General features: G+C 71.3%; 17 protein-coding genes. 5 read left to right on the top strand and 12 right to left on the bottom strand.

Features of this window, described 5'->3' with window-relative positions; genetic code table 11:
- Positions 1 to 95 precede the first annotated feature (95 nt).
- Together IE255_RS33015 and IE255_RS33010 are read right to left on the bottom strand one after the other, a co-directional pair.
- Positions 96 to 2,012 carry a glycogen debranching N-terminal domain-containing protein gene (locus tag IE255_RS33015; RefSeq protein ID WP_190054166.1) on the bottom strand — a complete coding sequence of 639 codons (1,917 nt, stop codon included), beginning with the start codon at positions 2,010 to 2,012 and terminating at the stop codon, positions 96 to 98.
- Positions 2,013 to 2,635: 623 nt separating this feature from the next.
- Complete coding sequence (locus IE255_RS33010; RefSeq protein ID WP_190054076.1) at positions 2,636 to 4,672, bottom strand: DUF4192 domain-containing protein; 2,037 nt, start codon at positions 4,670 to 4,672, stop codon at positions 2,636 to 2,638.
- Positions 4,673 to 4,815: 143 nt separating this feature from the next.
- On the opposite strand from IE255_RS33010, the gene IE255_RS33005 reads away from it, so the two are divergent.
- Together IE255_RS33005 and IE255_RS33000 are read left to right on the top strand one after the other, a co-directional pair.
- Positions 4,816 to 6,981, top strand: a complete 2,166-nt coding sequence (locus IE255_RS33005; protein WP_190054075.1) for a RecQ family ATP-dependent DNA helicase — start codon at positions 4,816 to 4,818, stop codon at positions 6,979 to 6,981.
- Positions 6,982 to 7,364: 383 nt separating this feature from the next.
- Positions 7,365 to 7,979, top strand: coding sequence for a hypothetical protein (locus IE255_RS33000; protein ID WP_190054074.1), 615 nt, complete (start codon positions 7,365 to 7,367; stop codon positions 7,977 to 7,979).
- A 296-nt stretch (positions 7,980 to 8,275) separates the two neighbouring features.
- On the opposite strand, the gene IE255_RS32995 is transcribed toward IE255_RS33000, so the two are convergent.
- The 3 genes from IE255_RS32995 to IE255_RS32985 form a co-directional block, all read right to left on the bottom strand.
- Positions 8,276 to 8,893 carry a hypothetical protein gene (locus IE255_RS32995; RefSeq protein ID WP_190054073.1) on the bottom strand — a complete coding sequence of 206 codons (618 nt, stop codon included), beginning with the start codon at positions 8,891 to 8,893 and terminating at the stop codon, positions 8,276 to 8,278.
- Positions 8,894 to 8,961: 68 nt separating this feature from the next.
- On the bottom strand, positions 8,962 to 9,663 hold the full coding sequence (rnhB, locus tag IE255_RS32990; RefSeq protein ID WP_031116907.1) for a ribonuclease HII: 702 nt from the start codon (positions 9,661 to 9,663) through the stop codon (positions 8,962 to 8,964).
- Positions 9,664 to 9,745: 82 nt separating this feature from the next.
- Entirely contained in the window at positions 9,746 to 10,366 is a 621-nt protein-coding gene (locus IE255_RS32985) for a TetR/AcrR family transcriptional regulator (RefSeq protein WP_190054072.1), read from the bottom strand.
- A 187-nt stretch (positions 10,367 to 10,553) separates the two neighbouring features.
- On the opposite strand from IE255_RS32985, the gene IE255_RS32980 reads away from it, so the two are divergent.
- The gene (locus IE255_RS32980) at positions 10,554 to 12,101 is read left to right on the top strand and encodes an MFS transporter (protein ID WP_190054071.1); all 1,548 of its coding nucleotides are present in this window, start codon (positions 10,554 to 10,556) and stop codon (positions 12,099 to 12,101) included.
- Between the two features lie 345 nt (positions 12,102 to 12,446).
- Here the strand turns inward: IE255_RS32980 and IE255_RS32975 are convergent, their stop codons facing one another.
- The 3 genes from IE255_RS32975 to IE255_RS32965 form a co-directional block, all read right to left on the bottom strand.
- A complete protein-coding gene (locus IE255_RS32975) occupies positions 12,447 to 13,352 on the bottom strand; it encodes an ADP-ribosylglycohydrolase family protein (RefSeq protein WP_190054070.1) in 906 nt (301 codons plus the stop codon).
- A gap of 12 nt (positions 13,353 to 13,364) precedes the next feature.
- Complete coding sequence (locus tag IE255_RS32970) at positions 13,365 to 14,024, bottom strand: histidine phosphatase family protein (protein ID WP_190054069.1); 660 nt, start codon at positions 14,022 to 14,024, stop codon at positions 13,365 to 13,367.
- A 164-nt stretch (positions 14,025 to 14,188) separates the two neighbouring features.
- On the bottom strand, positions 14,189 to 14,794 hold the full coding sequence (locus IE255_RS32965) for a YdbC family protein (protein ID WP_190054068.1): 606 nt from the start codon (positions 14,792 to 14,794) through the stop codon (positions 14,189 to 14,191).
- A 156-nt stretch (positions 14,795 to 14,950) separates the two neighbouring features.
- Between IE255_RS32965 and IE255_RS32960 the strand changes: the two genes are divergently transcribed.
- Positions 14,951 to 15,484 carry a TerD family protein gene (locus IE255_RS32960; RefSeq protein WP_190054165.1) on the top strand — a complete coding sequence of 178 codons (534 nt, stop codon included), beginning with the start codon at positions 14,951 to 14,953 and terminating at the stop codon, positions 15,482 to 15,484.
- 77 nt (positions 15,485 to 15,561) lie between these two features.
- Here the strand turns inward: IE255_RS32960 and IE255_RS32955 are convergent, their stop codons facing one another.
- Positions 15,562 to 18,441, bottom strand: a complete 2,880-nt coding sequence (locus IE255_RS32955) for a vitamin B12-dependent ribonucleotide reductase (RefSeq protein WP_190054067.1) — start codon at positions 18,439 to 18,441, stop codon at positions 15,562 to 15,564.
- 164 nt (positions 18,442 to 18,605) lie between these two features.
- On the bottom strand, positions 18,606 to 19,166 hold the full coding sequence (gene nrdR, locus IE255_RS32950; RefSeq protein WP_190054066.1) for a transcriptional regulator NrdR: 561 nt from the start codon (positions 19,164 to 19,166) through the stop codon (positions 18,606 to 18,608).
- Between the two features lie 621 nt (positions 19,167 to 19,787).
- On the opposite strand from nrdR, the gene lexA reads away from it, so the two are divergent.
- The gene (lexA, locus tag IE255_RS32945) at positions 19,788 to 20,567 is read left to right on the top strand and encodes a transcriptional repressor LexA (RefSeq protein ID WP_030845416.1); all 780 of its coding nucleotides are present in this window, start codon (positions 19,788 to 19,790) and stop codon (positions 20,565 to 20,567) included.
- Positions 20,568 to 20,748: 181 nt separating this feature from the next.
- Here the strand turns inward: lexA and IE255_RS32940 are convergent, their stop codons facing one another.
- Entirely contained in the window at positions 20,749 to 22,725 is a 1,977-nt protein-coding gene (locus tag IE255_RS32940; RefSeq protein ID WP_190054065.1) for an ATP-dependent DNA helicase, read from the bottom strand.
- Between the two features lie 262 nt (positions 22,726 to 22,987).
- Entirely contained in the window at positions 22,988 to 23,983 is a 996-nt protein-coding gene (locus IE255_RS32935; protein ID WP_229906691.1) for a GNAT family N-acetyltransferase, read from the bottom strand.
- Positions 23,984 to 24,040: the final 57 nt, after the last annotated feature.

The raw sequence follows: 24,040 nt of genomic DNA, 5'->3' as shown, positions 1-24,040 counted from the left end.
CCCTTCGGCGGTCGCTTCGCCTACTGATCCACTTCTGTGCGCTATGGGGTCCACTGTCTGTTCCCGATGGTCCGGCGGTGGTAGGTCGTACGAGGTCACACCCCCAGTTGCAGTCCGTCGGCCGCCTCCTCGACCATGGCGAGGCCGAGCCGGCTGACCCGCACGGAGAAGGGTGCGCCCGCCACCCGCAGCCCCATGAGGCCGATCTCGCCCAGGGGAGCGCTGCGAAGGGGGCGCAGGGTGATCGTCCCGGCCGGGGCGTCGGGGCGGATGCCTGCGAGCGTGGTCAGCAGCAGGACTCCGGCGGCCGCCGGAGTGGCCGCAGGGCGGCAGGCCGCCGGGTGCGGGAGGGGGGCGCTGCCCTCCGTGCGCTGTTCCCCCGCGTACATCTCGGGCAGGCGGTGGCCGAAGGTCTCAGCGGCCGCGAGGACGCCGCGCAGCAGCGAGCTCGCCTCCTTTTCGTAGCCGGTGGCGGCCAGACCCGCGACGGCGAGTGCCGTCTCCTGGATCCGTACGGCTCCGGCGCGGTGGCCGAACGGGTTGAAGCCCGGTTCCTTCGCACCCAGACCACGCAGGCCCCAGCCCGAGTCCATGACCGGGCTGCCGAGCAGCCGGGCGAGGTTCTCGGTCTGGACCTTGTCGAGCAGGCTGGGTGCCAGTGCGCCTCCTCCCAGCAGGCCGGTGTCGAGGAGGTGGACAGCGGCCGCGCCCAGGTGAGGCACGAGCCGGCCGTCCGGGGCACGAGCCACGGCAGGCCGGCCGCCGCCGAGGTCGTCGACCCAGAAGTCCCTCCGGAAGGCGGTGCGTAACGCCTGGGCCCACTGCCGGAGTGCCGCCCCGCCCGTGCGGCCGCACGCGTCGAGCAGATCGGCGCCGAGCACTGCGGCGCGGTGTGCGTGGGCTTGCGTCTCGCAGCGGACCAGGCCGCCTGAGTGCGGGTCGCGCAGGTACGTATCGTCGCCCGCGGTGGTCCGCAGCCACGTCAGGCAGCGCTCGGCGGCGGGCAGCAGCTCCTCCGTCTCCTGTTCGGAGAGGCCCCAGCGGCGGGCCTCGGCGAGCAGTGCGGGGAAGAGCAGCGTGGCCTCCGTGCCGGTGCACTGCGGCGGAAGGTGCGGCCCGGCGTCCCGTCTCGGGCCGGGGATCATCCCGGACTGCGCTCCTGGTCTCGTGAGTTGGGTCCGGGCGAGGATGCGCAGCGTCCCCGCGGCCAGGCCGGTGCCGAGAGGCAGGGCCATCCGGGCGGCGACGAGCGCGTCGGCGGGGGCCAGACCGCAGCGCCAGGGTGCCCCTGCCGCGAGGTGGGTGTCGGCGGGGTGGGCGGAGTCCCGCAACAGAAGGGCCTGGAGGTCCTCGATGCTCGTCCGCAGGAGCACAGGGACCCTGGGGTCGTCGCCTTCCGCGTGTGCCGCGGCGAGAGGGCTGGTCGCCGCGCGGCCCACGGCTCGCAGGGGCCCCGCGCCGTCCGGCCGCACCCGTAGTTCGACGCTTCTGCTCCCTCCCGGCGGCAGGTCGAGCTCCCACCGCAGCAGTCCGGCCGAGGCCAGAGCGTCCGAGGGAGGCGGTGCGGCCGTGACGGACGCGTTGCCGGTGGCGCAGGACCAGCGCAGGCCGGAGTCGTGCACGCTGGCGGGCAGCTCGGGTCCCGCGCTGCCGGAGGCGATTGCCCCGAGGTCGGCCAGGTCCGTGCCCAGGGCCACCTCCACCGGCAGCCGCAGCGGGCGGGGAGCCGCGCTGTGCAGGGTGATCCGCTCCGTGCCGTCCGCGTACCGGTTCCGTTCCACCAGGACGTCCGGGTCGGGGCCCGCCTGCGGGGACACACGGAGCGTGCCCACGAATCTGGCGCGGTCGGCCGCTGCCATCCGGGCCTGGACCGCGAGGGGTTCCCACCCTGCCACCCGGACCTCGCACCGGGAGAGCACGCGCCGGCCGCCGCGATAGAACCCTTCCAGCCCTCGGCCGGTCATCTGCCCTTCCTCCGTCGAGATGGCCAGGCCGGGAAGGGCGACACAGATCAGCACCGTGTGGGCGGGCGGCAGGTCTGCGGACCAGCGCAGCCCGGGAATCGTGGCACCCCGGGGCGGGGGTGCCTGCCCCGAGGGCGACGGAGGCCGGCCTTGGGCAGGAGGCAGAGAGGGGGAACCGTGCCCCGGCGTGGAACCGGGGCGACGGCTCTGGCCCGCCCATCGGCCGGACGAACGGCCCGGGCCGGATGGTGCGGGCGGGCACGAGTCCGGGCCCGGAGGCGGTGAGGCGGGTGAGGCAGCTCCGGGGAACCTGGGACCGTAACCGTCGACCCGTGCCGCTGGTCGGGGAGGGACGTCCTGGTCCCCCTGCCTCGGGGCACCGGCCCCGGTCAGGCCGCGGCTTGACCGGAGGGGCGGCGGGGGTTCGTCCGGGGTGCGGCGGTCGTCTGCGGCGGAGGAGGGCGGAGTCGGCTGTTGCATGGGAAGGCTTCCTCTGCGCTCTGTGCGCCTCGATCGAGTTCGGCGCCGGTGCCGGAGGGCTCCGACGGGGCAGGGGCAGTGCGGCGTCACGGCCCGTCCAGGCGTTCCGCCACTCAGGTGAACGGCGTGGACGTCCTCCGAGTCACGCCCGTGAGCCGGCCCCCTGCACGCCGAGTCCGCCAGGCGGACACTCACTCCTCCCCCTCCGTGCTGTGGCCGGGCTGTACGTCTTTCCGACCCGTGTCCTGGCAGGGCACGGCCGCCTGGCGCGCCGCACGCGCACGCGTGCCGCCCGTGCGCGCACTCCCGGACCGCGCAGGACCCGCCGCCGTCGCCCGGCCCGGGCGCGTGTCGGCTTCCGCAGCACCGGCAGGGCGCGTGGTGCCCGTCGGCGTACGCCGGTGCGAAGTGCGCGGGCTCGGGTCACGGTCTGCCGCGCGGGCCCGGCCAGGGGCGCCGCCGGACGCACCGGCGGGACGGGAGCGGCGTCGACGACGCGAGGGCGCCGCCGTCGGTGAGGGTTCGGGCATGGAAGGCTCGGGCTGTGTCTTGATCCCGGACTGCTCGGGATGTGGTTCGAGCCCGGGCTCGGTCGGCCCGCGACCGGCGGCATGATCGGCGCCGGCCCGAGCGGCTGTGTCGGCCGCTCCGGTGGCGGTGTCGGCCGCCCCGGTGGCGGTGTCAGCCGCCAGAGCGGCCGTGCCGTTCCCCCGACGTTCCGAGCCGTCCGCCCGCGGTTCGGAACCGTCCAGCCGTGGTCCCACGCCGTTTACCTGTGGCTCAGCGCCATCCATCCGTACCCTCGCGCCGTCCACCCATGCCGCCGCACCGTCCACCCGTGGCTCCGCGCCCTCCACCCGTGGCTCCGCGCCGTCCACCCCTGCCCCCGCACCGTCCACCCGCGGCTCCGCGCCGTCCACCCGTGGTCCCACACCCACGGCCCGAGTGCCCGACCCGTCGGCCCCCGCTCGCCCACGTCCTTCGCGCTCCGCTCGCAGGCACGTGCGGATCGACTCCGGGTCGAGGCCCTCGTTGCAGGCCTGGTGCAACAGACGGGCGAAGAGGTAGTCGGGATCCGCGCCCAGGGCCATGGCGAGGGCTTCCCGGGCCTCCAGTTCGTCGCCGGTGGACCACGCGACCCAGCCGGCGAGAGTGAGCGGTGCGGCGGCATGCTCGCCGTACGGCCCGACGCAGCGGCGGGCCAGCGTCCGCCAGAGGCGAAGGGCGCATGCGGCCTCGTCGCCCTCCATCCACTCGGCCGCTCGGTCGCGCGTCGCGCGGTCCTGGAGGCCCAGGATCAGCCGGGCGGCCTCGTCGTGCCCGAGAAGTTCGTCGTCGCGGAGATCCGCCAGGAGCATGCCCGAGACGGGCCGCGCCTCGGCGAAGCGGTCCAGGATCTTCCCGGCCAGGTCCAGCGTTTCGTCGGCCACCTCGGCGCGGCCCGCGTCGTCCAGGATCCTCGGGACCAGAGCCATGCTGGCGGTGTCCAGGGCGGTTTCCTGCTCCAAGGCGGCGGCGTTCTCCCAGGGCAGCAGCCGGGCCCTCAGCTCTCGCAGCGTGCCGCGCACCTGGATTCCGGCGTAGGTGGCCGCGGCGGCCAGTACCGATGTGCCGGGCAGGCCCATCGGAGCTCCTTCGCGCGGACAGCACACGTCGTTGTCACAGCAGTACGACCAATAGCGCCCCTCCGAGATGCACAGCGCCTCGACCACCACCACGTCAAGGGAACCGCACTCGACGCGCAGCTTGTGGGCCAGCGGCCTCAGTCGCTCCATCACCTGCTGCCCGGTCTGGCCCTTCTCCGGCTCCTGGCACAGGAAGGCGACCATCGACTCGGGGCGGGCCCCTCGGCGCTCGCTGCCTTTCACCAGGCCGTGGGCCAGTTGCCGGGCCGCGGACGGCCAGTCGTCGGCGCTCGCGGGGATGCCGAGCCGGGCCCGGCCCCCGAACCGCCCGCGTCCGTCCCTGTCGTGCAGCGCGACCAGGACGATGCTGTCCTCGGGGCGGTACCCGAGCAGATACGGCAGGGCGTCGGCCAGTTCGGCCGGGGTGCGCAGGGTGACCTGGTGCTCGCCACCGTGGCCGTCGTACGCGGGGCTGGGGGCGTGCAGCCCGGCCCCGTCGCTCCCCGGCTTCGCACCCCCACTTTCCGCGTGCCCGCCACGAGCCTGAGGCCCGGTGATGTCGCCGTTTTCGGAGGATCCAGTCGCTTCGCTGTGGTTCGTCATGCGGAGACGATCTCGCGGAATCCAAACCTCCGCTTGACCCTGTGGATAACTCCGGTCAGGAACACGTCACTCGAGGTCGGCACGGCATCCGCTCACCCGGTCCGCCGCTCCCGCTGTCAGTGGCGTCCTGTTGTATGGGACGCATGGAGCACACGAGCAACGCGGATCTCAGGGCGGCGGCCGACGCGGTCCTCGCCCGTCTCGTCGGGGACGTCTCGGGAGCGGCCCGGCTGCGCGAGGACCAGTGGCGGGCGATCGAGGCGCTGGTCGCCGACAGACGCCGTGCCCTGGTCGTCCAGCGCACGGGCTGGGGCAAGTCCGCGGTGTACTTCGTGGCGACCTCGCTGCTGCGGGCGCAGGGCAGCGGTCCGACCGTGATCGTGTCCCCGCTGCTCGCGCTCATGCGGAACCAGGTCGAGGCAGCGGCCCGGGCCGGCATCCACGCCAGGACGATCAACTCCTCCAACACCGAGGAGTGGGAGGCCGTTCAAGGCGAGATCGCCGCGGGCGAGGTCGATGTGCTGCTGGTGAGCCCCGAGCGGCTCAACAACCCGGACTTCCGGGACCAGGTGCTGCCCCGGCTGGCGGCCGCGACCGGGCTCCTGGTGGTGGACGAGGCCCACTGCATCTCCGACTGGGGCCACGACTTCCGGCCCGACTACCGCCGGCTGCGCACGATGCTCGCCGATCTCCCGCCCGGTGTGCCCGTGCTGGCGACCACTGCCACGGCCAACGCGCGAGTGACGGCCGATGTCGCGGAACAGCTCGGCACCGGCGGCAGCTCGGACGCCCTCGTGCTGCGGGGGCCGCTGCACCGGGACAGCCTGAGTCTGAGCGTGCTGCGGCTGCCGGACGCCGCGCACCGGATGGCCTGGCTCGCCGAGCACCTGGACGAGCTGCCGGGCTCCGGGATCATCTACACGCTCACGGTGGCCGCCGCCGAGGAGGTCACCGCCTTCCTCCGGCAGCGCGGGCACACGGTCGCGTCGTACACGGGCAAGACGGAGAACGCCGACCGTCAGCAGGCCGAGGAGGACCTGCTCGCCAACAAGGTGAAGGCGCTGGTCGCCACGTCCGCGCTCGGCATGGGCTTCGACAAGCCCGATCTGGGGTTCGTGGTGCACCTCGGCTCGCCCTCCTCCCCCATCGCCTACTACCAGCAGGTGGGCCGTGCCGGACGCGGTGTGGAGCACGCCGAGGTGCTCCTGCTCCCTGGGAAGGAGGACGAGGCGATCTGGAAGTACTTCGCGTCGCTCGCCTTCCCCTCGGAAGACCTGGTACGCCGCACGCTCGACATCCTCGCGCACGCGGAGAAACCTCTGTCCCTGCCCGCCCTGGAGCCCCTGGTGGAGCTGCGCCGTTCCCGCCTGGAGACCATGCTCAAGGTCCTCGACGTGGACGGGGCGGTCAAGCGGGTCAAGGGCGGCTGGATCGCGACCGGCCGGCCGTGGGCGTACGACGCCGAGCGATACGCCCGGGTGGCGCGTCAGCGCGAGGCCGAGCAGCAGGCCATGCGCGCGTACGCCTCGACCACGGACTGCCGCATGGAGTTCCTCCAGCGCCAGCTGGACGACGAGGCCGCCAAGCCGTGCGGCCGCTGCGACAACTGTGCGGGCCCGCGCTTCGCGGCGGACACGTCCGAGGAGGCACTCGACGCCGCGCGCGTGGACCTGGGCCGGGCAGGTGTCGAGGTGGAGCCCCGCCGGATGTGGCCCACCGGACTGCCGGCGATCGGAGTGGACCTCAAGGGACGTATCCCGGCCGGCGAACAGGCCGCACCGGGACGCGCCTTGGGACGCCTGTCGGACATCGGCTGGGGCAACCGGCTGCGGCCCCTGTTCACACCCCACGCCCCCGACGAATCCGTGCCGGACGACGTGGCCAAGGCCGTGGTCGACGTGCTGGCCGACTGGGCCAAGGGCCCCGGAGGCTGGGCGGCGGGCGGGGCGGACGCCCAGCCGCGCCCGGTCGGCGTCGTCACCGTCGCCTCCCGCAGCCGGCCCCGGCTGATCCACTCCCTCGGAGCGCGTATCGCGGAAGTCGGCCGGCTGCCGCTGCTGGGCACCGTCGCGTACACGGGCGACGCGCATCCGGGTTCCCGGAGCAACAGCGCCCAGCGGCTCAAGGCGCTCGACGGGGCGCTGGTCGTGCCGCCCGCCCTGGCCTCCGCCCTCGCCGAGGCCCGGGGGCCGGTCCTCCTCGTGGACGACTACACGGAGACCGGTTGGACCCTCGCGGTCGCGGCCCGCATGCTCCGACGGTCCGGTGCGCAGGGGGTGTTGCCGCTGGTGCTGGCCGTGCAGGGCTGACGGCGTGCCCGGGGCCGCGGCCGTCTGTCTCGCCCCCACCCGCCGACGCCCCTGGGGCACACGGTGCCCGCTGCGGTGGAAAGCGCCTGCCATCCGGCCGATCACGCACGCCTCTGGACGCCGCACGCACCCGTGGCGTACGAACGTGTCGTGCTCGAACGCCCCTGGGTGGCCCGGCAACGCACGGGGTGGGGATATTAGCCGCGGATCATCTGATAACGGTCGGCTGCCTCAATTGCTCGTTGCCGCATTCAAGTTCGACAGGAAGAATTGAGGTCCGCTCCCGCACGGCACGTCCGCCGCTCCGGTAGGGCTTCCCTGCGGTGCGCGCTCCCAGGAATCCGATCCGCCCGCAGTGTGGGCGCGTAGCCGAAGGGAGGACCGTGACCTTCGGATTCGCTCCGGCCTCGGCAGCGGCGTCGACGTCCGCCGCTTCCGCCAACCGCTTGCTCGAACCCGCGGAATGGGCCGCCGCCGGGATCCCGCTGCTGCGCAATCCCCGTGAGGTGGTGAGCGGACTCCACGCCCGGCACCATCCGCAGCCGGCGACCGCTGTCATCGCCGTGCTCGACCCGGACGAGCGGCTGCGGGCGAGCGCCTCGTTCGTCCGGCGCCCGGCCCCGGCCGACGGCTGGATGTTCCGCAACGTACTGCTGGCGCAGCTCCGCCGGGTCATCCCGCACGATCTGCGACGCCGCACACCGGTACGCACCGCGGTGCTGCTCTACTGCCGTGAGGGCGACGCCCGTTGGACCGAGGAGGACGGCGCCTGGATGTGGGGGCTGCGCGACGCCTGCACCCTGCACGGGCTGCGCTGCGGGGCGTACATCACGCTGACCCGTGACGGCTGGCAGGTCCTCGGCGAGGGCCGCGGCGGACGGCGCCCTCACTCGGGCTCGGCGCCGGAGCCGTTCGACACGTCGGAGGCACCGCCGCCGCTGCCGCGCACCGGCGGCGCCGCCTCCGAGATACTGCGCCGCGCAGCGGCGGCACGCTGAGGCCCCGGCCAGACCGTTCCAGACGGCCTGGGGCAGCGCCCCCGCCGCACAGACCGGCGCCACCATCAACGTCCGAGACAACCCACTTCAGAGCGGCGGCCACCTGAAGCGAGCCCACGCATACGCCGCCCCGCCACAGGCCGCGTAGGGCCGCAGAAGGCGCGCCCGAACCGCACAAGGTCGGCACGCACCGGTGGCACCAGCCCCCGGGCACGCCGAACCACCCGCCGTGCGAAACAGCCGAACCGGCGCCTGAAGTCAGCCCCCAGCGCCCTGCCGGACGCTACGGAACCGGCTCAGACACCCGCACCCAGCACCGAGTTGATCCGCTGCGGATCACCGCAGACGATCAGCAGGGCGTCGGCCCGCGAGTGGGCCAGGGGCAGGGCGCTCGCGACTGCGGCCTCGGAACCGCCGTTGACGGCGACCACGACCACCGGGCGCGAGGCGGCGCGTGCCGCCACGGTGGCGTCCGTGTAGAAGACGTCGTCACCGGCGTCGTGCTGGGCCCAGTAGGAGGTCTCGCCGAAGGACAGCTCGTGGGCGGCCCACGGGTGCTGTTCCCCGGTCGTGATCACCAGGACGTCGCCGGGGGCGCGACCGGAGTCCAGCAGCAGGTCCACGGCCTCCTCGGCGGCGTCGAGCGCGCCCTCGACGGAAGCCGGGATCAGCTGGATCTGCGGGGTGGCCGGAGCGGCGGGACCCGCCGGAGCGGGCTTCGCGGCCCCGTCACGCGGCGTACGTTGCACCGGCGGCGCGGGCCGGAGAGGGCCGGGACGACCGGGACGCGACGGAGCCGCGGGGCGGGGGCCGGGTACGGGACGAGGGGTCGGCGCGGTACGGCCGCTGGCCGGAGTGGCGCGGGGACCCTGGGCACTCTCGTGAATCTGAGGCTCCTCGGGAATGAGAGGCATGGGTTGATGTTTATCAAACGTTGGTACGACCCGCGTCGGCGGGTGGCGCATGCGTGCGAACGAAACCGTCAGAAATCGAAGCCCAGCTGACCCTCGATTTCCGGAACGCTCCCGTCCGTACAGCTGCGGACCTTCTTGAGGTGCCGCCACTGGGGCAGCGCATCAAGATACGCCCACGACAACCGGTGGTAGGGGGTGGGCCCCCGCTCCGCCAGTGCGGCCTTGTGCACGGGTGAGGGATACCCGGCGTTGTCCGCAAAACCGAAGTCTGCATGGTCGATACCCAGTTCGGCCATCATTTTGTCGCGCTGGACCTTGGCGATCACCGACGCCGCGGCGACCGCCACGCACGACTGATCGCCCTTGATCACCGTACGGACCCGCCAGGGCGCACCGAGATAGTCGTGCTTGCCGTCGAGGATGACCGCGTCGGGCCGGACCGGCAGGGCATCCAGGGCACGCCCCGCCGCGAGCCGCAGCGCGGCCGTCATCCCCAGGTCGTCTATCTCCTCCGGGGAGGCATGCCCCAGGGCATACGACGTGACCCACTTCCGCAGTTCCTCGGCGAGTTCGGTGCGTCGCTTGATGGTGAGCAGCTTCGAGTCCGTCAGGCCCTCGGGCGGCCGGCGCAGTCCGGTGATCGCCGCGCAGACGGTGACAGGGCCGGCCCACGCGCCGCGCCCCACCTCGTCGACACCTGCAACGATCTTCGCTCCGGTCGTGGCTCGAAGGGAGCGCTCGACGGTGTGAGTAGGCGGTTCGTACGGCATGGCGCCCCTAGATTACGCCGCCCGGAACCACCCGCGACACCCCGGTCTCGACGGGCGGTGCCATGACCCTCACCGACCCCTGTCAGGCGCCCCTCGGCCGCAGCAGCGGAACCATCAACTGGTCGATCATCTCTTCGACTTCCTGGTCCTGCCATTCACTGCCGCACATCTTGGAGCGGTACATCATCATCGCCGGGATGGCGTCGAAGACGTACCCGTTCGCGGCGTCCGGACGTACCTCACCTCGCTCGATCCCGCGCTCGACGACCTCCCGGAGCATCCTGATGGTGGGCTCCACGACTCCTTCGAAGATCACGGCATGGAACCGCTCGGCCTGCGTGGTGTCACATTCGTGAATCACCGAGCGAAGCGCGAAACCCGGACGGGAGAACATCGCGTCGCGCGCCCTCAGGCACAGCGCCAAGAGGTCCTCGCGCACGCTCCCCTCATCGGGTGTCGCGTCGAAGTGCGGCAGTCCGGCGCGCAGGGCGTCGGCGACGAGGTCCTCCTTGGACGGCCACCGCCGGTAGACCGCGGCCTTGCCGGTCTGGGCACCGGCGGCGACGCCCTCCATCGTCAGGCCGTTCCAGCCGACCGTGCTGAGTTGGTCCAGCGCGGCGTCGAGGATCGCGCGCTCGAGCACCGCGCCGCGGCGGCGGGCGCCGGTCTGAGCGGGGGTATCCGCCCAGCTCGGGGTAACCATCGGACTCTCTCCAAGAAGCAGAGGAAGCGGGGATTCCGGGGATGGGGAAAGCGCCGGACGGCACCGACGGGGGACGTGCCGAACGACGACGCAGTAAGTGAACGCTTGCGTTCACTGTCCGGGACTCACTACGGTTGACGCGACAGTGAACGCGAGCGTTCACTAATGCACTCGTGGGGGACCCATAGTGACAACCTCTCCATTGCTCCAGGACCAGAAGCCAGGTGCGGCCCGCCGGGAGGGGCGCCCCGGCATCGCGCTCACCGTCATCGCGGCCTGCCAACTCATGGTGGTACTCGACGCGACGATTGTGAACATCGCGCTCCCGCACATTCAAGACGCGCTCCGGTTCAGCACGACCGACCTCACCTGGGTCGTCAGCTCGTACACACTCACCTTCGGCGGACTGCTGCTCCTGGGCGGACGCGCCGGTGACATCCTCGGTCGCCGCCGGGTCTTCATGACCGGCATCCTGCTGTTCACCGTCGCCTCGCTGCTCGGCGGGCTCGCCCAGGAGCCCTGGCAGTTGCTGGCCGCGCGGGTCCTCCAGGGCGTGGGAGGCGCGATCGCGTCGCCCACCTCGCTGGCGCTCATCACCACCACGTTCCCCGAGGGGCCGGAACGCAACCGGGCCTTCGGCGTCTTCGCCGCGGTGTCCGCGGGGGGCGGCGCCATCGGCCTGCTCGCGGGCGGCATGCTCACCGAGTGGCTCGACTGGCGCTGGGTGCTCTTCGTGAACGTGCCGATCGGCGTGCTGATCGCCGTGCTCACACCGCTCTACATAGGCGAGTCCGAACGGCACTCCGGCCGCTTCGACATCGCGGGGGCGGTGACCTCGACAGCCGGCATGGCGTCCCTCGTCTACGGCTTCATCCGGGCCGCGGACGAGGGGTGGCGGGACAGCCTCACCATCGGGTCCTTCGGCGCCGCTGTGGTCCTGCTGCTCGCCTTCGGGTTCATCGAGTCGCGGGCCAAGGAGCCGATCACCCCGCTGCGGATGTTCGCCGACCGGAACCGCTCGGGCACCTACGTGATCATGCTGAGCCTGGCCGCCGCGATGTTCGGCATGTTCTTCTACATCGTGCTGTTCGTGCAGAACGTGCTCGGGTACGGCCCGATCGAGGCGGGGCTCGCCTTCCTGCCGGTGACGGTCGTGATCGCTCTCGGGGCGGGGCTGTCGCAGCGGCTCCTCCCGGTGCTGGGACCCAAGCCGTTCATGGTCGTGGGCTCGGCACTCGCGATGATCGGCCTGGCCTGGCAGGCGCTCATCAGCTCCGACAGCTCGTACGTCAGCGGGGTCCTCGGGCCGATGCTGGTGTTCGGCTTCGGCATGGGCCTGAACTTCGTGACGCTGACGCTCACCGCCGTCTCCGGTGTCGCCCAGCATGAGGCCGGTGCCGCCTCCGGGCTGCTCAACACCACGCAGCAGGTGGGCGGATCGCTGGGTCTGTCCATCCTGACGACGGTCTTCGGCACCGCGACCAGGGACGAGGCGGAGAAGCAGATTCCGCAGTTCATGGCCGAGAGCTCGGCGGAGCAGAAGGCGGAGTTCGCCAGGACCCAGCAGCTGCCGGCGCCGTGGGGGCACGAGGTGCTGGCCCAGGGCATCGCCACGGCCTTCATCCCGGCCGCCGCGATGGCCGTCCTCGCCCTGGCCACCGCCTGGCTGGTGATCCGGGTCCGCAAGAGCGACCTGGAGGCGCTGTCCGGATCGGCCGGGCCGGGGCTCGGCTGACAAAGAGGCACCGCGAGCCGGCGTCGGCGGCTCACCGGCGGGCGTGACGTATGCCTGCCGGCGGCTGCCGGGCCGGTTCGCCACCGGCCGCGGGTGGCCGGACCGGGCCCGGGGGACGAACGGCGAGGGCAGCGGTCCGGCCACCCGCGCGCGCCTTCCCAGGCGACGTGCGAACGCGCCCCAGCAACGGATGAGAACAGCGAGCAGGACCTCCATGCCCACCCCCCTTGCGCTCCCGAACGGACCTCCGACGTGTACGCGCCCCTGATGGCTCGCACAGCGGTTGTCAGGACAACGAGCGGTCGGTCACGGAGAGTTCCCGAGATGCACGGAGAGTTCTGATCGCTAGCCCGATGTGGGCACCCAGTCCGGGAGCGGCTCCGTCAGCCCCACCCACTCGGCAGGCGGCGTCCCCGCCTTCCCCGAAGCGAGCACGCCACCGACGATGGCGCAGGTGGTGTCGACGTCCCCGCCGGCCTGGGCGGTCGTCCAGAAGGCCTGCTCATAGTCGCCGAGGCTTCTCGCGGCCGACCACAGAGCGAAGGGCACGGTGTCATGGGCGGTCGTCCGCCGCCCGCATCCCAGCACCGCCGCGACCGTGGTCGCGTCGCCGTAGTCGAGCATGTCCCGGGCCCGGCGCAGCCCCGCGCCGACCGCGCTCTTCGGCACCAGGTCGATGACCCCGTCGAGGAGAGCCTCGGCGCCGGGCGGCCCGCCCGGCGCGGCGGCGAACGCGGCGGCCGCGGCGACGGCCATGGCTCCGACGACGGCCTCGCGGTGCTGGTGGGTGGTGTAGGCCGAGATCTCCGCCTGGTGGGTCGCCTGCTCCGGGTCGTCCGCGTACCAGGCGCCCAGCGGGGCGATCCGCATCGCGGCGCCGTTGCCCCAGGACCCCTGTCCGTTGAAGAGCCCGGCGGCGAGTTCGCGCCAGTCGCCGCCCTCCCCGACGAGCCGCAGGAGGCGGTTGACCGAGGGACCGTAGCCCCGGTCGAAATCGTGGTGCTCGGCGAAGGAGCGGGCCAGAGCGTCCTGGTCGATGCGGTGGTGTACGGCCAGGACGGCGACGACGGAAGCGGCCATCTCCGTGTCGTCGGTCCACTGCCACGGCCCGGACGGCACCTCGCGACGCTTCAGCAGCGGGTAGTTCACCGGCACGAAGTACTGGGAGCCCAGGGCGTCCCCCACGGAAAGTCCGCGCAGCGCGGCCAGGGCGCGGTCCAGGCGCACATCGGGGGCGGAGTCAGCGGTCATCGCCCTGCCACTCTATCCGGTGATCCCGTACGGTTCGGGATCACGCCAGCGGTCGAACGGCCGGTCGAGCGTGTACTTGCCGTCGTCTCCCAGAACGAGCATCCGCACCTCGCCGTTCCCCGGGTTCGACAGCGACTCGAACTCCGCGACCGTCCAGTGGAACCACCGCATGCAGAACAGCCGCATGGCCAGGCCGTGGGTCACGATCAGGACGTTCGGCGGGTGGTCGGGGTCCTCGAAACTCCGGAACAGGCTCTCCAGGAAGCCGCCGACCCGGTCGTAGACGTCGGCGCCGGACTCGCCCTGGGCGAAGCGGTAGAAGAAGTGGCCGTAGGCGTCACGGTAGGCCTTCTGCAGGCGGACCTCGTCCCGGTCCTGCCAGTTGCCCCAGTCCTGCTCGCGCAGCCGGGGCTCCTCGCGTACCCGTATCAGCCCGGGGTCGAGGCGGAAGGCCCGCAACGTCTCGTGCGTACGGCGGTACGGGGAGACGTAGACGCTGACGCGCTCGCCGCCGAACAGCTCGCGCAGGTGGTCACCGGTCGCCTCCGCCTGCCGCCGGCCCCGCTCGGTCAGCGCCAGGGCGTGGTCGGGTTCACGCTCGTACACGGAGTCATCAACATTGCCCGTTGACTCGCCGTGCCGGACAAGGACGATGCGCCGTGGTCGTGCCATGCCAAAACCCTAGATCGGGTGAGGGCTCGTCGAGCACACGTACCGTACTCATACAGCGTAGGTCACACAGATTCTGCACTGCAGATCACACAGGTCGCACGTCTGCCCGATCGGAACCCGTCCGTCCAGACCCTTCGGGACCACACCGCCCAGGGCGCCCGGAGTCACACCGTCCAGCTCGGCTCCATGTCCACGACGTCCCCGGTGAGCGCCGCCACATCCGCCTCCGTCTGGGCCCGCAGGGCGAGGCGTTCCACGCGTTCGGTGCGGTACTTGCCGTGCTCGGCGGCCGACCGCCACATCGACAGCACGAGGTACTCGTGCCCGGGCGCCTCGCCGAACAGCCCCCGCACCATGCCGGGCGAGCCGGCCATGGCCGGGTTCCAGACCTTCTCCTGCATCAGCACGAAGTGCTCGGCCCGCTCCTCGTGGACCCGGCACAGCGCCACCCGCAGCAGGTCGGCGTCCGTGAAGCGCGGTTCGAAGCCCGTCTTCACATCGAAGCGGTAGTCGAACAGTCTGACCTGCGCGTCCTTGAAGGTGCCCGACTGGGCCGACGCGAGCCGGTCGTGGGACCGTGCCATGAAGGAGTCGTAGAAGGCACGGCTCTCCCAGAACGCGAAGATGTGCGCCACGTCCGGCCGCATCCGGCTCCAGCCACCCCCCTGCCCGCGAAACCCCGGCTCCCCCAGAAGCCCCGCCCACTTCCGCTGCCCCCGCTCGAAACCGCGGCGGTCCACCACGGTGCAGCGAATCCACTTGACCAGCACCGCGCCATGGTAAGGCCACCGGGCGTGGCGCCGGTCACTCTCGGCTGGACCGCTCCGCCACGCGCGCACCCGCGCGCGTGGCAGGATGGACAAACAGTCGTGAGCGCCCGGCAGTTGGGGGCGAACGGGCGGGCCGGTACGGGGAAGGGGACTCTGGTGGACGGGCTCAACAAGGGACTTCGCAAGGTCGAGATCGCGGTGCGGTGGGATCCCAGTCCGGCGGGGCAGCCGTCCACCGACCTGGATCTCGTCGCGGCGACCTATCCCGCGGACGATCCGCACGGCGATCCCGCCTACGTGGTGCACTTCGACAGCCGCTCTCCCGACGGCACCATCTATCTCAACCGGGACAGCAAGGACGGCCAGGGCTTCGGCTACGACGAGGTCATGACGCTGGAACTCGACCGGCTCGACAGCCGGTACGCGCGCGTGGTGGTCGGTGTCGTCATCCAGCAGCGGCCGGCGGAACGGACCTTCGTCAGCGTGGTCAACCCCGGCCTGCGCATCCGCGAGGGGTACGACGTCCTCGCCGAGGACGACTTCGGCGGCGTCCTGGGAGCGACGGCGGCGACGGTCGCGGAGTTCACGCGGGACGGCTCCGGCCCGTGGAGCTTCCATCCCGGCATCCGTGGCTTCGAGGGCGACCCGGTGTCCTTCGCCAGGACGATGGGCGCGGCACACCGTCCGTAAGCCCTGCGCTGCGGAACGACGAGAGGGGCACCGTCCCGTGGACGGTGCCCCTCTGTCATCTCCTCAGACGCTCGGTATCAGCTGCAACCGCTGGTCGAGCCGCAGCCCTCGCAGATGTAGCAGGAACCGGCGCGCTGCATCTTCGTGCCGCAGGAGAAGCACAGCGGGGCGTCGGCCTGGATGCCCAGCTGCATCTCGACCAGTTCGGCACTGGTGTGGGCCTGCTGCGGGGCGGGCTGGGCCGCCTCGTCGTTCTTCGGCGCGGTGACGGCCTTCAGCTCCTGGGCCCGCGGCGCCGACTGGGCCAGGCCCTCGACGTCGACCTCGTCCTCGGACGGCTCGTACGAACCGGTCTCCAGGTGACGCTGGCGCTCCTCGGCGGAGTGGATGCCGAGCGCGGAACGCGTCTCGAAGGGCAGGAAGTCCAGCGCCAGGCGGCGGAAGATGTAGTCGACGATCGACTGGGCCATCCGCACGTCCGGGTCGTCCGTCATACCGGCCGGCTCGAAGCGCATGTTCGTGAACTTCGAGACATACGTCTCCAGGGGCACGCCGTACTGGAGGCCGACGGAGACCGCGATGGAGAAGGCGTCCATCATGCCCGCGAGGGTCGAGCCCTGCTTGGACATCTTCAGGAAGACCTCGCCGAGACCGTCGTCCGGGTAGGAGTTGGCGGTCATGTAGCCCTCGGCACCGCCGACGGTGAAGGACGTGGTGATGCCGGGACGTCCCTTCGGGAGGCGCTTGCGGACCGGACGGTACTCGACGACCTTCTCGACCTTGGTCTCGACGACCGCGGGCTCCTCGGCCTTCTTCTCCTCCTTCTTCTTGGCGGAGAGCGGCTGGCCGACCTTGCAGTTGTCGCGGTAGATCGCGAGCGCCTTGACGCCCAGCTTCCAGGCCTCGAAGTAGATCTCCTCGACCTCCTCGACGGTCGCCGTCTCCGGCATGTTGACCGTCTTGGAGATGGCGCCGGAGATCCACGGCTGGATCGCGGCCATCATGCGGACGTGGCCCATCGGGGAGATGGCCCGCTCGCCCATGGCGCAGTCGAACACCTCGTAGTGCTCGGGCTTGAGGCCCGGGGCGTCGATCACGTTGCCGTGCTCGGCGATGTGGGCGACGATCGCCTCGATCTGCTCTTCGAGGTAGCCGAGGCGGCGCAGGGCCTGCGGGACGGTGCCGTTGACGATCTGCATCGAGCCGCCGCCGACCAGCTTCTTGAACTTGACCAGCGCGAGGTCGGGCTCGACACCGGTGGTGTCGCAGGACATCGCGAGACCGATGGTGCCGGTCGGGGCGAGCACGGAGGCCTGGGAGTTACGGAAACCGTTCTTCTCGCCGAGGCGCAGGACGTCTCCCCAGGCCTCGCTGGCGGCGGCCCACACCGGGGTGTCCAGGTCGTCCATGCGGACGGCCTTGTCGTTGGCGTCCGAGTGCTGCTTCATGACGCGCTTGTGGGCGTCGGCGTTGCGGGCGTAGCCGTCGTACGGGCCGACGACCGCGGCCAGTTCGGCGGACCGGCGGTACGCCGTACCCGTCATCAGGGAGGTGATGGCGCCGGCGAGGGCGCGGCCGCCGTCGGAGTCGTAGGCGTGGCCGGTGGCCATCAGCAGGGCGCCGAGGTTGGCGTAGCCGATGCCGAGCTGGCGGAACGCGCGCGTGTTCTCGCCGATCTTCTGGGTCGGGAAGTCCGCGAAGCAGATCGAGATGTCCATCGCGGTGATGACCAGCTCGACGACCTTCTGGAAGCGCTCGGCCTCGAAGGACTGGTTGCCCTTGCCGTCGTCCTTCAGGAACTTCATCAGGTTCAGCGAGGCCAGGTTGCAGGACGTGTTGTCCAGGTGCATGTACTCGCTGCACGGGTTCGACGCGGTGATCCGGCCGGACTCGGGGCAGGTGTGCCAGTTGTTGATGGTGTCGTCGTACTGGATGCCGGGGTCGGCGCAGGCCCAGGCGGCCTGGGCGATCTTGCGGAAGAGCGCCTTGGCGTCGACCTCCTCGATGACCTCACCGGCCATCCGGCCGCGCAGTCCGAACCGGCCGCCCTGCTCGACCGCCTTCATGAACTCGTCGTTGACACGGACCGAGTTGTTGGCGTTCTGGTACTGGACGGAGGTGATGTCGTCCCCGCCCAGGTCCATGTCGAAGCCCGCGTCGCGCAGGACGCGGATCTTCTCCTCTTCCTTGACCTTGGTCTCGATGAAGTCCTCGATGTCCGGGTGGTCGACGTCGAGCACGACCATCTTGGCGGCGCGACGGGTGGCGCCACCGGACTTGATCGTTCCTGCGGAGGCGTCGGCGCCGCGCATGAAGGAGACCGGGCCGGAGGCGTTACCACCGGAGGACAGCAGCTCCTTGGAGGAGCGGATCCGGGAGAGGTTGAGGCCGGCGCCGGAGCCGCCCTTGAAAATCATGCCCTCTTCCTTGTACCAGTCGAGGATCGACTCCATGGAGTCGTCGACGGACAGGATGAAGCAGGCGGAGACCTGCTGGGGCTGCGGCGTGCCCACGTTGAACCAGACGGGGCTGTTGAAGCTGAAGATCTGGTGCAGGAGGGCGTACGCCAGCTCGTGCTCGAAGATCTCGGCGTCGGCGGGCGAGGCGAAGTACTTGTGGTCCTCTCCGGCCTTCCGGTACGTCTTCACGATGCGGTCGATCAGCTGCCTGAGGCTGGTCTCGCGCTGCGGGGTGCCGACGGCACCGCGGAAGTACTTGCTGGTGACGATGTTGACCGCGTTCACCGACCAGAAGTCGGGGAACTCGACGCCGCGCTGCTCGAAGTTGACCGAGCCGTCGCGCCAGTTGGTCATGACGACGTCACGGCGCTCCCAGGCCACCTCGTCGTAGGGGTGGACCCCAGGGGTGGTGTGGATGCGCTCGATACGCAGGCCCTTGCTCGCCTTGGCGCTCTTGGCGCGGGAACTCCGTGCCGGACCGCTCGCCGTCTCTGTCATGCCGCCTCCCTGTACGGGCGAAAACGCCCTGAAGTGCCCCGTTGTTCCCGTGGCACGGTGTTCTGTCTGGTATTGCGGGCACCCACTCACATCGCCCGCAACAGGTCTTCACATCGCCGCCGCCCGGCCGGGCCCGGAGCTGCCGTCCGGGTCCGGCCCGCCGGTCAGTCGGCGGCGCCTGCGGGCTCGGGGACCTGTGCCGTCCCTCCGCACCCGCGGTCGTCTTCCTGGCCCCCCGCGGCCGTGCCCTCGCGGTCGCCGTCGTCCGCGTCGGGGCGCCCCGTCTCTTCTCTGAGCTCCGCGATGGCCGCCTCGAAGTCCTCGAGCGAGTCGAACGCCCGGTAGACGGAGGCGAAGCGCAGATAGGCGACGAGGTCGAGCTCCTGCAACGGGCCGAGTATGGCGAGCCCCACGTCGTGGGTGGTCAGCTCGGCGCTCCCGGTGGCCCGCACCGCCTCCTCGACCCGCTGGCCGAGCTGGGCGAGCGCGTCCTCGGTGACGGGGCGACCCTGGCACGCCTTGCGCACCCCGTTGATGACCTTCGTACGGCTGAAGGGCTCAGTGACTCCGGACCGCTTCACCACCATGAGCGAGCACGTCTCCACGGTCGTGAAACGACGGGAGCAGTCAGGGCACTGGCGGCGCCTGCGGATCGACGTGCCGTCGTCGGTCGTTCGACTGTCGACGACACGGCTGTCGGGGTGCCTGCAGAAGGGGCAGTGCATGAACTCCAACCCTCCTCACAGCAGACTCAATAGCCTCGCGGGCCTCTTGCGCCCCACGAAGCAGCCCCAAGCATAGGCGATGACCATGGGCCCGAAGACCTCGGGGACCACAACTTCTGGGCTGCTGACGCAATCCAACCACTAGATATGGGGGGTTGGCTCATACATCCAGGCAGTGCGCGCGTGTCGCGCGCGTCGGCGCAGGTGACTGGCTACGGACGGAGTCGCGCCGCCCTCGCACAGCCCTCGGCGGCACCGCTGTTCACGGCACCATCCGCCTGCTGCCGCATCCCTTCGGTGCACAGCAGTATCGCTACGGCACATGCGGAGATACCGTGGGCGCCGCGAGGAGGGGACGTGGGACTCCCGCACAGATGAGGGCTGGCCCCGGGGCAGGGGAATGCCGGATGGCAGACTGGGCAACAGTCCACGAGGCGATCACCCCGGCGGTGAAGAGTACAGCAATGGACCCTTTTGCCCGCCAGGTGGCACGGCTGCCAATACACCCGGACACATGATCGCGTCCGGCGATTCGCGATTTTTCACTCGAACGTGTGTTTGGCGCAACCTTTCGAAAGCAACTACCGTTGGCTAGCAGGGAGACCATCGAGAGGGGCCGACGTGACCACCACCGCAGACAGTGCCGCCATCACTGCCCAGGACCGCTCCCAGGGCCGACTGGAGCCGGTGCATGCGATGAACGAAGCCACGAACCCTGAGGGGCACAAGCGCTCCCTGCCGGGCCGACCTCCCGGCATCCGGGCGGACAGCTCGGGACTCACCGATCGCCAGCGCCGCGTGATCGAGGTCATCAGGGACTCCGTGCAGCGGCGCGGCTACCCGCCGTCCATGCGGGAGATCGGTCAGGCCGTCGGCCTCTCCAGCACTTCTTCCGTGGCACACCAGCTGATGGCGCTGGAGCGCAAGGGGTTCCTGCGCCGGGACCCGCACCGCCCGCGCGCGTACGAGGTGCGGGGTTCCGACCAGGCCGCCTCGGTGCAGCCCACGGACACCGCGGGCAAGCCGGCCGCGTCCTACGTCCCGCTGGTCGGCCGCATCGCCGCCGGTGGCCCGATCCTCGCCGAGGAATCCGTCGAGGACGTGTTCCCCCTCCCCCGCCAGCTCGTCGGCGACGGTGAGCTGTTCGTCCTGAAGGTCGTCGGCGACTCGATGATCGAGGCCGCGATCTGCGACGGCGACTGGGTCACGGTGCGCCGCCAGCCGGTCGCCGAGAACGGCGACATCGTGGCCGCGATGCTCGACGGAGAAGCCACCGTCAAGCGCTTCAAGCGCGAGGACGGCCATGTCTGGCTCCTGCCGCACAACGCGGCGTACGAGCCGATCCCCGGCGACGACGCGACCATCCTCGGCAAGGTGGTCGCCGTACTGCGCCGCGTCTGACGCCGGCGCGGTCCTGACACCGCGCACCGCGTCGGGTGGGCCCAGTCGGCCCGCCCTCTGACCGGGCCCCGGAACCCCTGCGCCGGTTCCGGGGTCCTGCGCTGTCCGGGCCCGTCGCCCGGGTGCCGCGCCGCGCTCGGGGGCCGGTCTGTGGCTCGCCGTCGCAGACCGGCCCCCGTGGCTATCCGGCTTCCGCCTGCTTCGCCGCCGCGTCGATCGCCGCCAGCGACTTCCGCACCTGGTTACGGTCCGTCGTGTACCAGAAGTCGGGCAGTGACGCCTTGAGATAACCGCCGTAGCGGGCCGTGGCCAGACGCTGGTCCAGGACGGCGACCACACCGCGATCGCCCGACGCCCTTACCAGGCGGCCGGCGCCCTGGGCCATGAGGAGCGCGGCATGGGTGGCGGCGACCGCCATGAAGCCGTTGCCGCCCGCGTCCTCCACGGCCTTCTGGCGGGCGCTCATCAGGGGGTCGTCCGGACGCGGGAACGGGATCTTGTCCATGACGACCAGCTGGCAGCTGGGCCCGGGGACGTCCACGCCCTGCCACAGCGACAGCGTGCCGAAGAGGCAGGTCTTCGGGTCGGCCGCGAAGTTCTTGATGAGCTCGCCGAGCGTCTCCTCCCCCTGGAGGAGGATCGGGAACTCGGGGATCCTGGAACGCAGCTCCTCGGCGGCCAGCTGGGCGCCGCGCATGGAGGAGAACAGGCCCAGGGTGCGGCCGCCGGCCGCCTGGATCAGCTCCGTGAGCTCGTCGAGCATGTCCGCGCGATCGCCGTCCCGGGCGGGGCGCGCCAGGTGCTTGGCGACATACAGGATGCCCTGCTTGCGGTAGTCGAAGGGCGAGCCGACGTCGATGCCCTTCCACTTCGGGAAGCCGTCGCCCTCGGTGCCCTCGGGGGCGAGGCCCAGGGAGGCGCCGACGCCGTTGAAGTCGCCGCCCAGTTTCAGCGTCGCGGACGTCAGGACCACTGAGCGGTCCGCGAAGAGCTTCTCCCGAAGGAGCCCCGAGACGGACATGGGGGCGACGCGCAGGGAGGCACCGAAGCGGTCATGGCGCTCATACCAGACCACGTCCCATTCGGAGCCGTTGGTGATCCGCTCCGCCACGTCGTGCACGTTCTCCACGGCGGCCAGGGCCTGTTTGCGGACCGCGTCCTCGTCCTGGACGGACTTGTCGCGGGTCGTGCCGATCGCGGAGATGACGGTGCGGCACGCGTCGCGCAGCGCCATGAGCGCGTACGAGAGATCCTCGGGGATCTCCTCCAGACGGCCCGGCAGCGCGAGCTCCATCAGCCGCTCGAAACCCTCGGCGGCGGTCTGGAGCTGGTCGGCGGCCTTCTCGTTGACGAGTTTCGCGGCGCGGCGCACCGCGCGGTTCACCTGGCCGGGGGTGAGCTCACCGGTGGCGACCCCGGTGACGCGGGAGACGAGTTCATGGGCCTCGTCGACGATCAGCACCTCGTGCTGCGGAAGGACCGGGGCGCCCTCGATGGCGTCGATCGCGAGCAGCGCGTGGTTCGTGACGACGACATCGGAGAGCTTGGCCCGCTCGCGGGCCATCTCGGCGAAGCACTCCGCGCCGTAGGCACACTTCGAGGCACCCAGGCACTCCCTCGACGACACCGACACCTGGGCCCAGGCGCGGTCCGAGATACCGGGCGTGAGGTCGTCACGGTCGCCGGTCTCGGTCTCGTCGGCCCAGTCGCGCACCCGCAGCAGGTCCTGACCCAGTTTGCTGGTGGGCGCGGCCGCCTCGAACTGGTCGAAGAGGCCCTCCTCCTCGTCCTGCGGGACGCCCTCGTGCAGACGGTGCAGGCACAGGTAGTTCGACCGGCCCTTGAGCATCGCGAACTCCGGGCGGCGGCGCAGCAGGGGATGCAGCGACTCGACCGTTCTCGGCAGGTCGCGCTCCACCAGCTGGCGCTGGAGGGCCAGGGTGGCGGTCGCGACGATCACACGCTCCCCGTGCGCGAGCGCGGGCACCAGGTACCCCAGCGACTTGCCGGTGCCGGTGCCGGCCTGGACCAGCAGGTGGGAGCCGTCGTCGATCGCCTCCGCGACGGCTTCGGCCATGGTCACCTGGCCGGGGCGCTCCGTGCCGCCGACGGCAGTGACGGCAGCGTGCAGGAGTTCGGGGAGTGAGGGCTTCGTCATAGCGCGACCACCCTACGACCCAGCACTGACAAACGGGTGATCAAGGCGGGAGCGGAGGGGAGGGAAGGGACTGGGATCAAGACCTTGGATTCCTCGGAGGGTGTGGGCCGGGTGGGCTGACGGGCAAGGGGGATCGGAAGGTGCGGGCCGTCCGTTGTCGCCGCGCGGGGGACAGGGCGAGCAGTCCGGGAAATCTTTGCGGCGGGTGGGAACTGCGGCGGCCCGGCCTGCGTTCAATGAGTGATGACGCGGTGACACAGCGCTACAGAAGGTGCCGTAGGGACCGGTCTCGGACCATGAGGGCGGCCCGCTTGGCGGGCAGGTCGACCTCGGCGGAGAACCGGAAGCCGGCGGTCAGGAAAGCGGCGATGGAGGGGGTGTTGCGAATGTCGGGTTCCGCGATGACGCGTGCGCAGGAGGGCCGCTGCGCGAGAACGAGATCCGCTACGGCTCTGAGCAGCAGACCGCCGAGACCACGCCCTCGGTCGGCGACTGCGCCGACAAGGAGGTGGACTCCCGTGTCATGAGGCCGGGCGGGATAGTGACGGGCCAGCGGGTCCAGGTCCGCCCGGTAGATCTCCCAGTAGCTCATCGGCGTTCCGTCCAGCACGCCGACGCACGGCACGCTGCGTCCGTCGCCGGCGAGCTGGGCCCGCAGGTGGTCCTCGGTCACGTTCCGGGGTCCGGACAGCTCCCAGAACGCCGCGGCGGCCGGGTCGTTCATCCAGCGGCTGATGAGCGGCAGATCGCGTTCGACGCGCACGGGGACGAGGTGGAAGACGCCCGCGGGCGTGTCGGCCGGGCCCCAGTCGGCGACGCGGTCGAGGAGGTCGTCATCGTGCGGGAGGACCGAACGGACGGGCGTGTCTCGGCTCGCGGTGACGGAGGCGGAGGGCTGTGCCGTGTCCTGGTCCCATCGCCGTGTTCCGTGGCCGTCCGGCTCCTCCCCCGCGACAAGGGCGATGAGTTCGTCCGGGAGCCGCAGATCCATGGTGTCCTCGCCGTGCCCGCCCACACGGGGATCCGCCCCGCAATCCGTGCCGGGATCCGTGCCGAGGCCCGCACCGGGAACCGCCCCTGAGTCCGCCTCGGTTCCGATGCTGGAGTCGAGGTCCGAGCCGCGACGGGGGCCAACACCGGACTCGGCACCGCACTCGGCACCGGATTCGGCGGCGGCCGTGACCTCGGGCGCGGTCTCGGCGCCGGCCAGGGCAGGGGCAGAGGTACCGGTATCGGCGGTCGGCTCGGCGGGAAGCACCAAACGCTCCTCTCAGAAAGGCGGGTGGGGCATGTCCTCAGCGGTGAAGGAGGTCGG

The sequence above is a fragment of the Streptomyces lomondensis genome (genome assembly GCF_014651035.1).
In the GTDB taxonomy this organism is placed as follows: Bacteria; Actinomycetota; Actinomycetes; order Streptomycetales; family Streptomycetaceae; genus Streptomyces; species Streptomyces lomondensis.
Note: the sequence above shows the minus strand (reverse complement) of the source record. Positions and strands in the feature narration are given on the sequence as shown.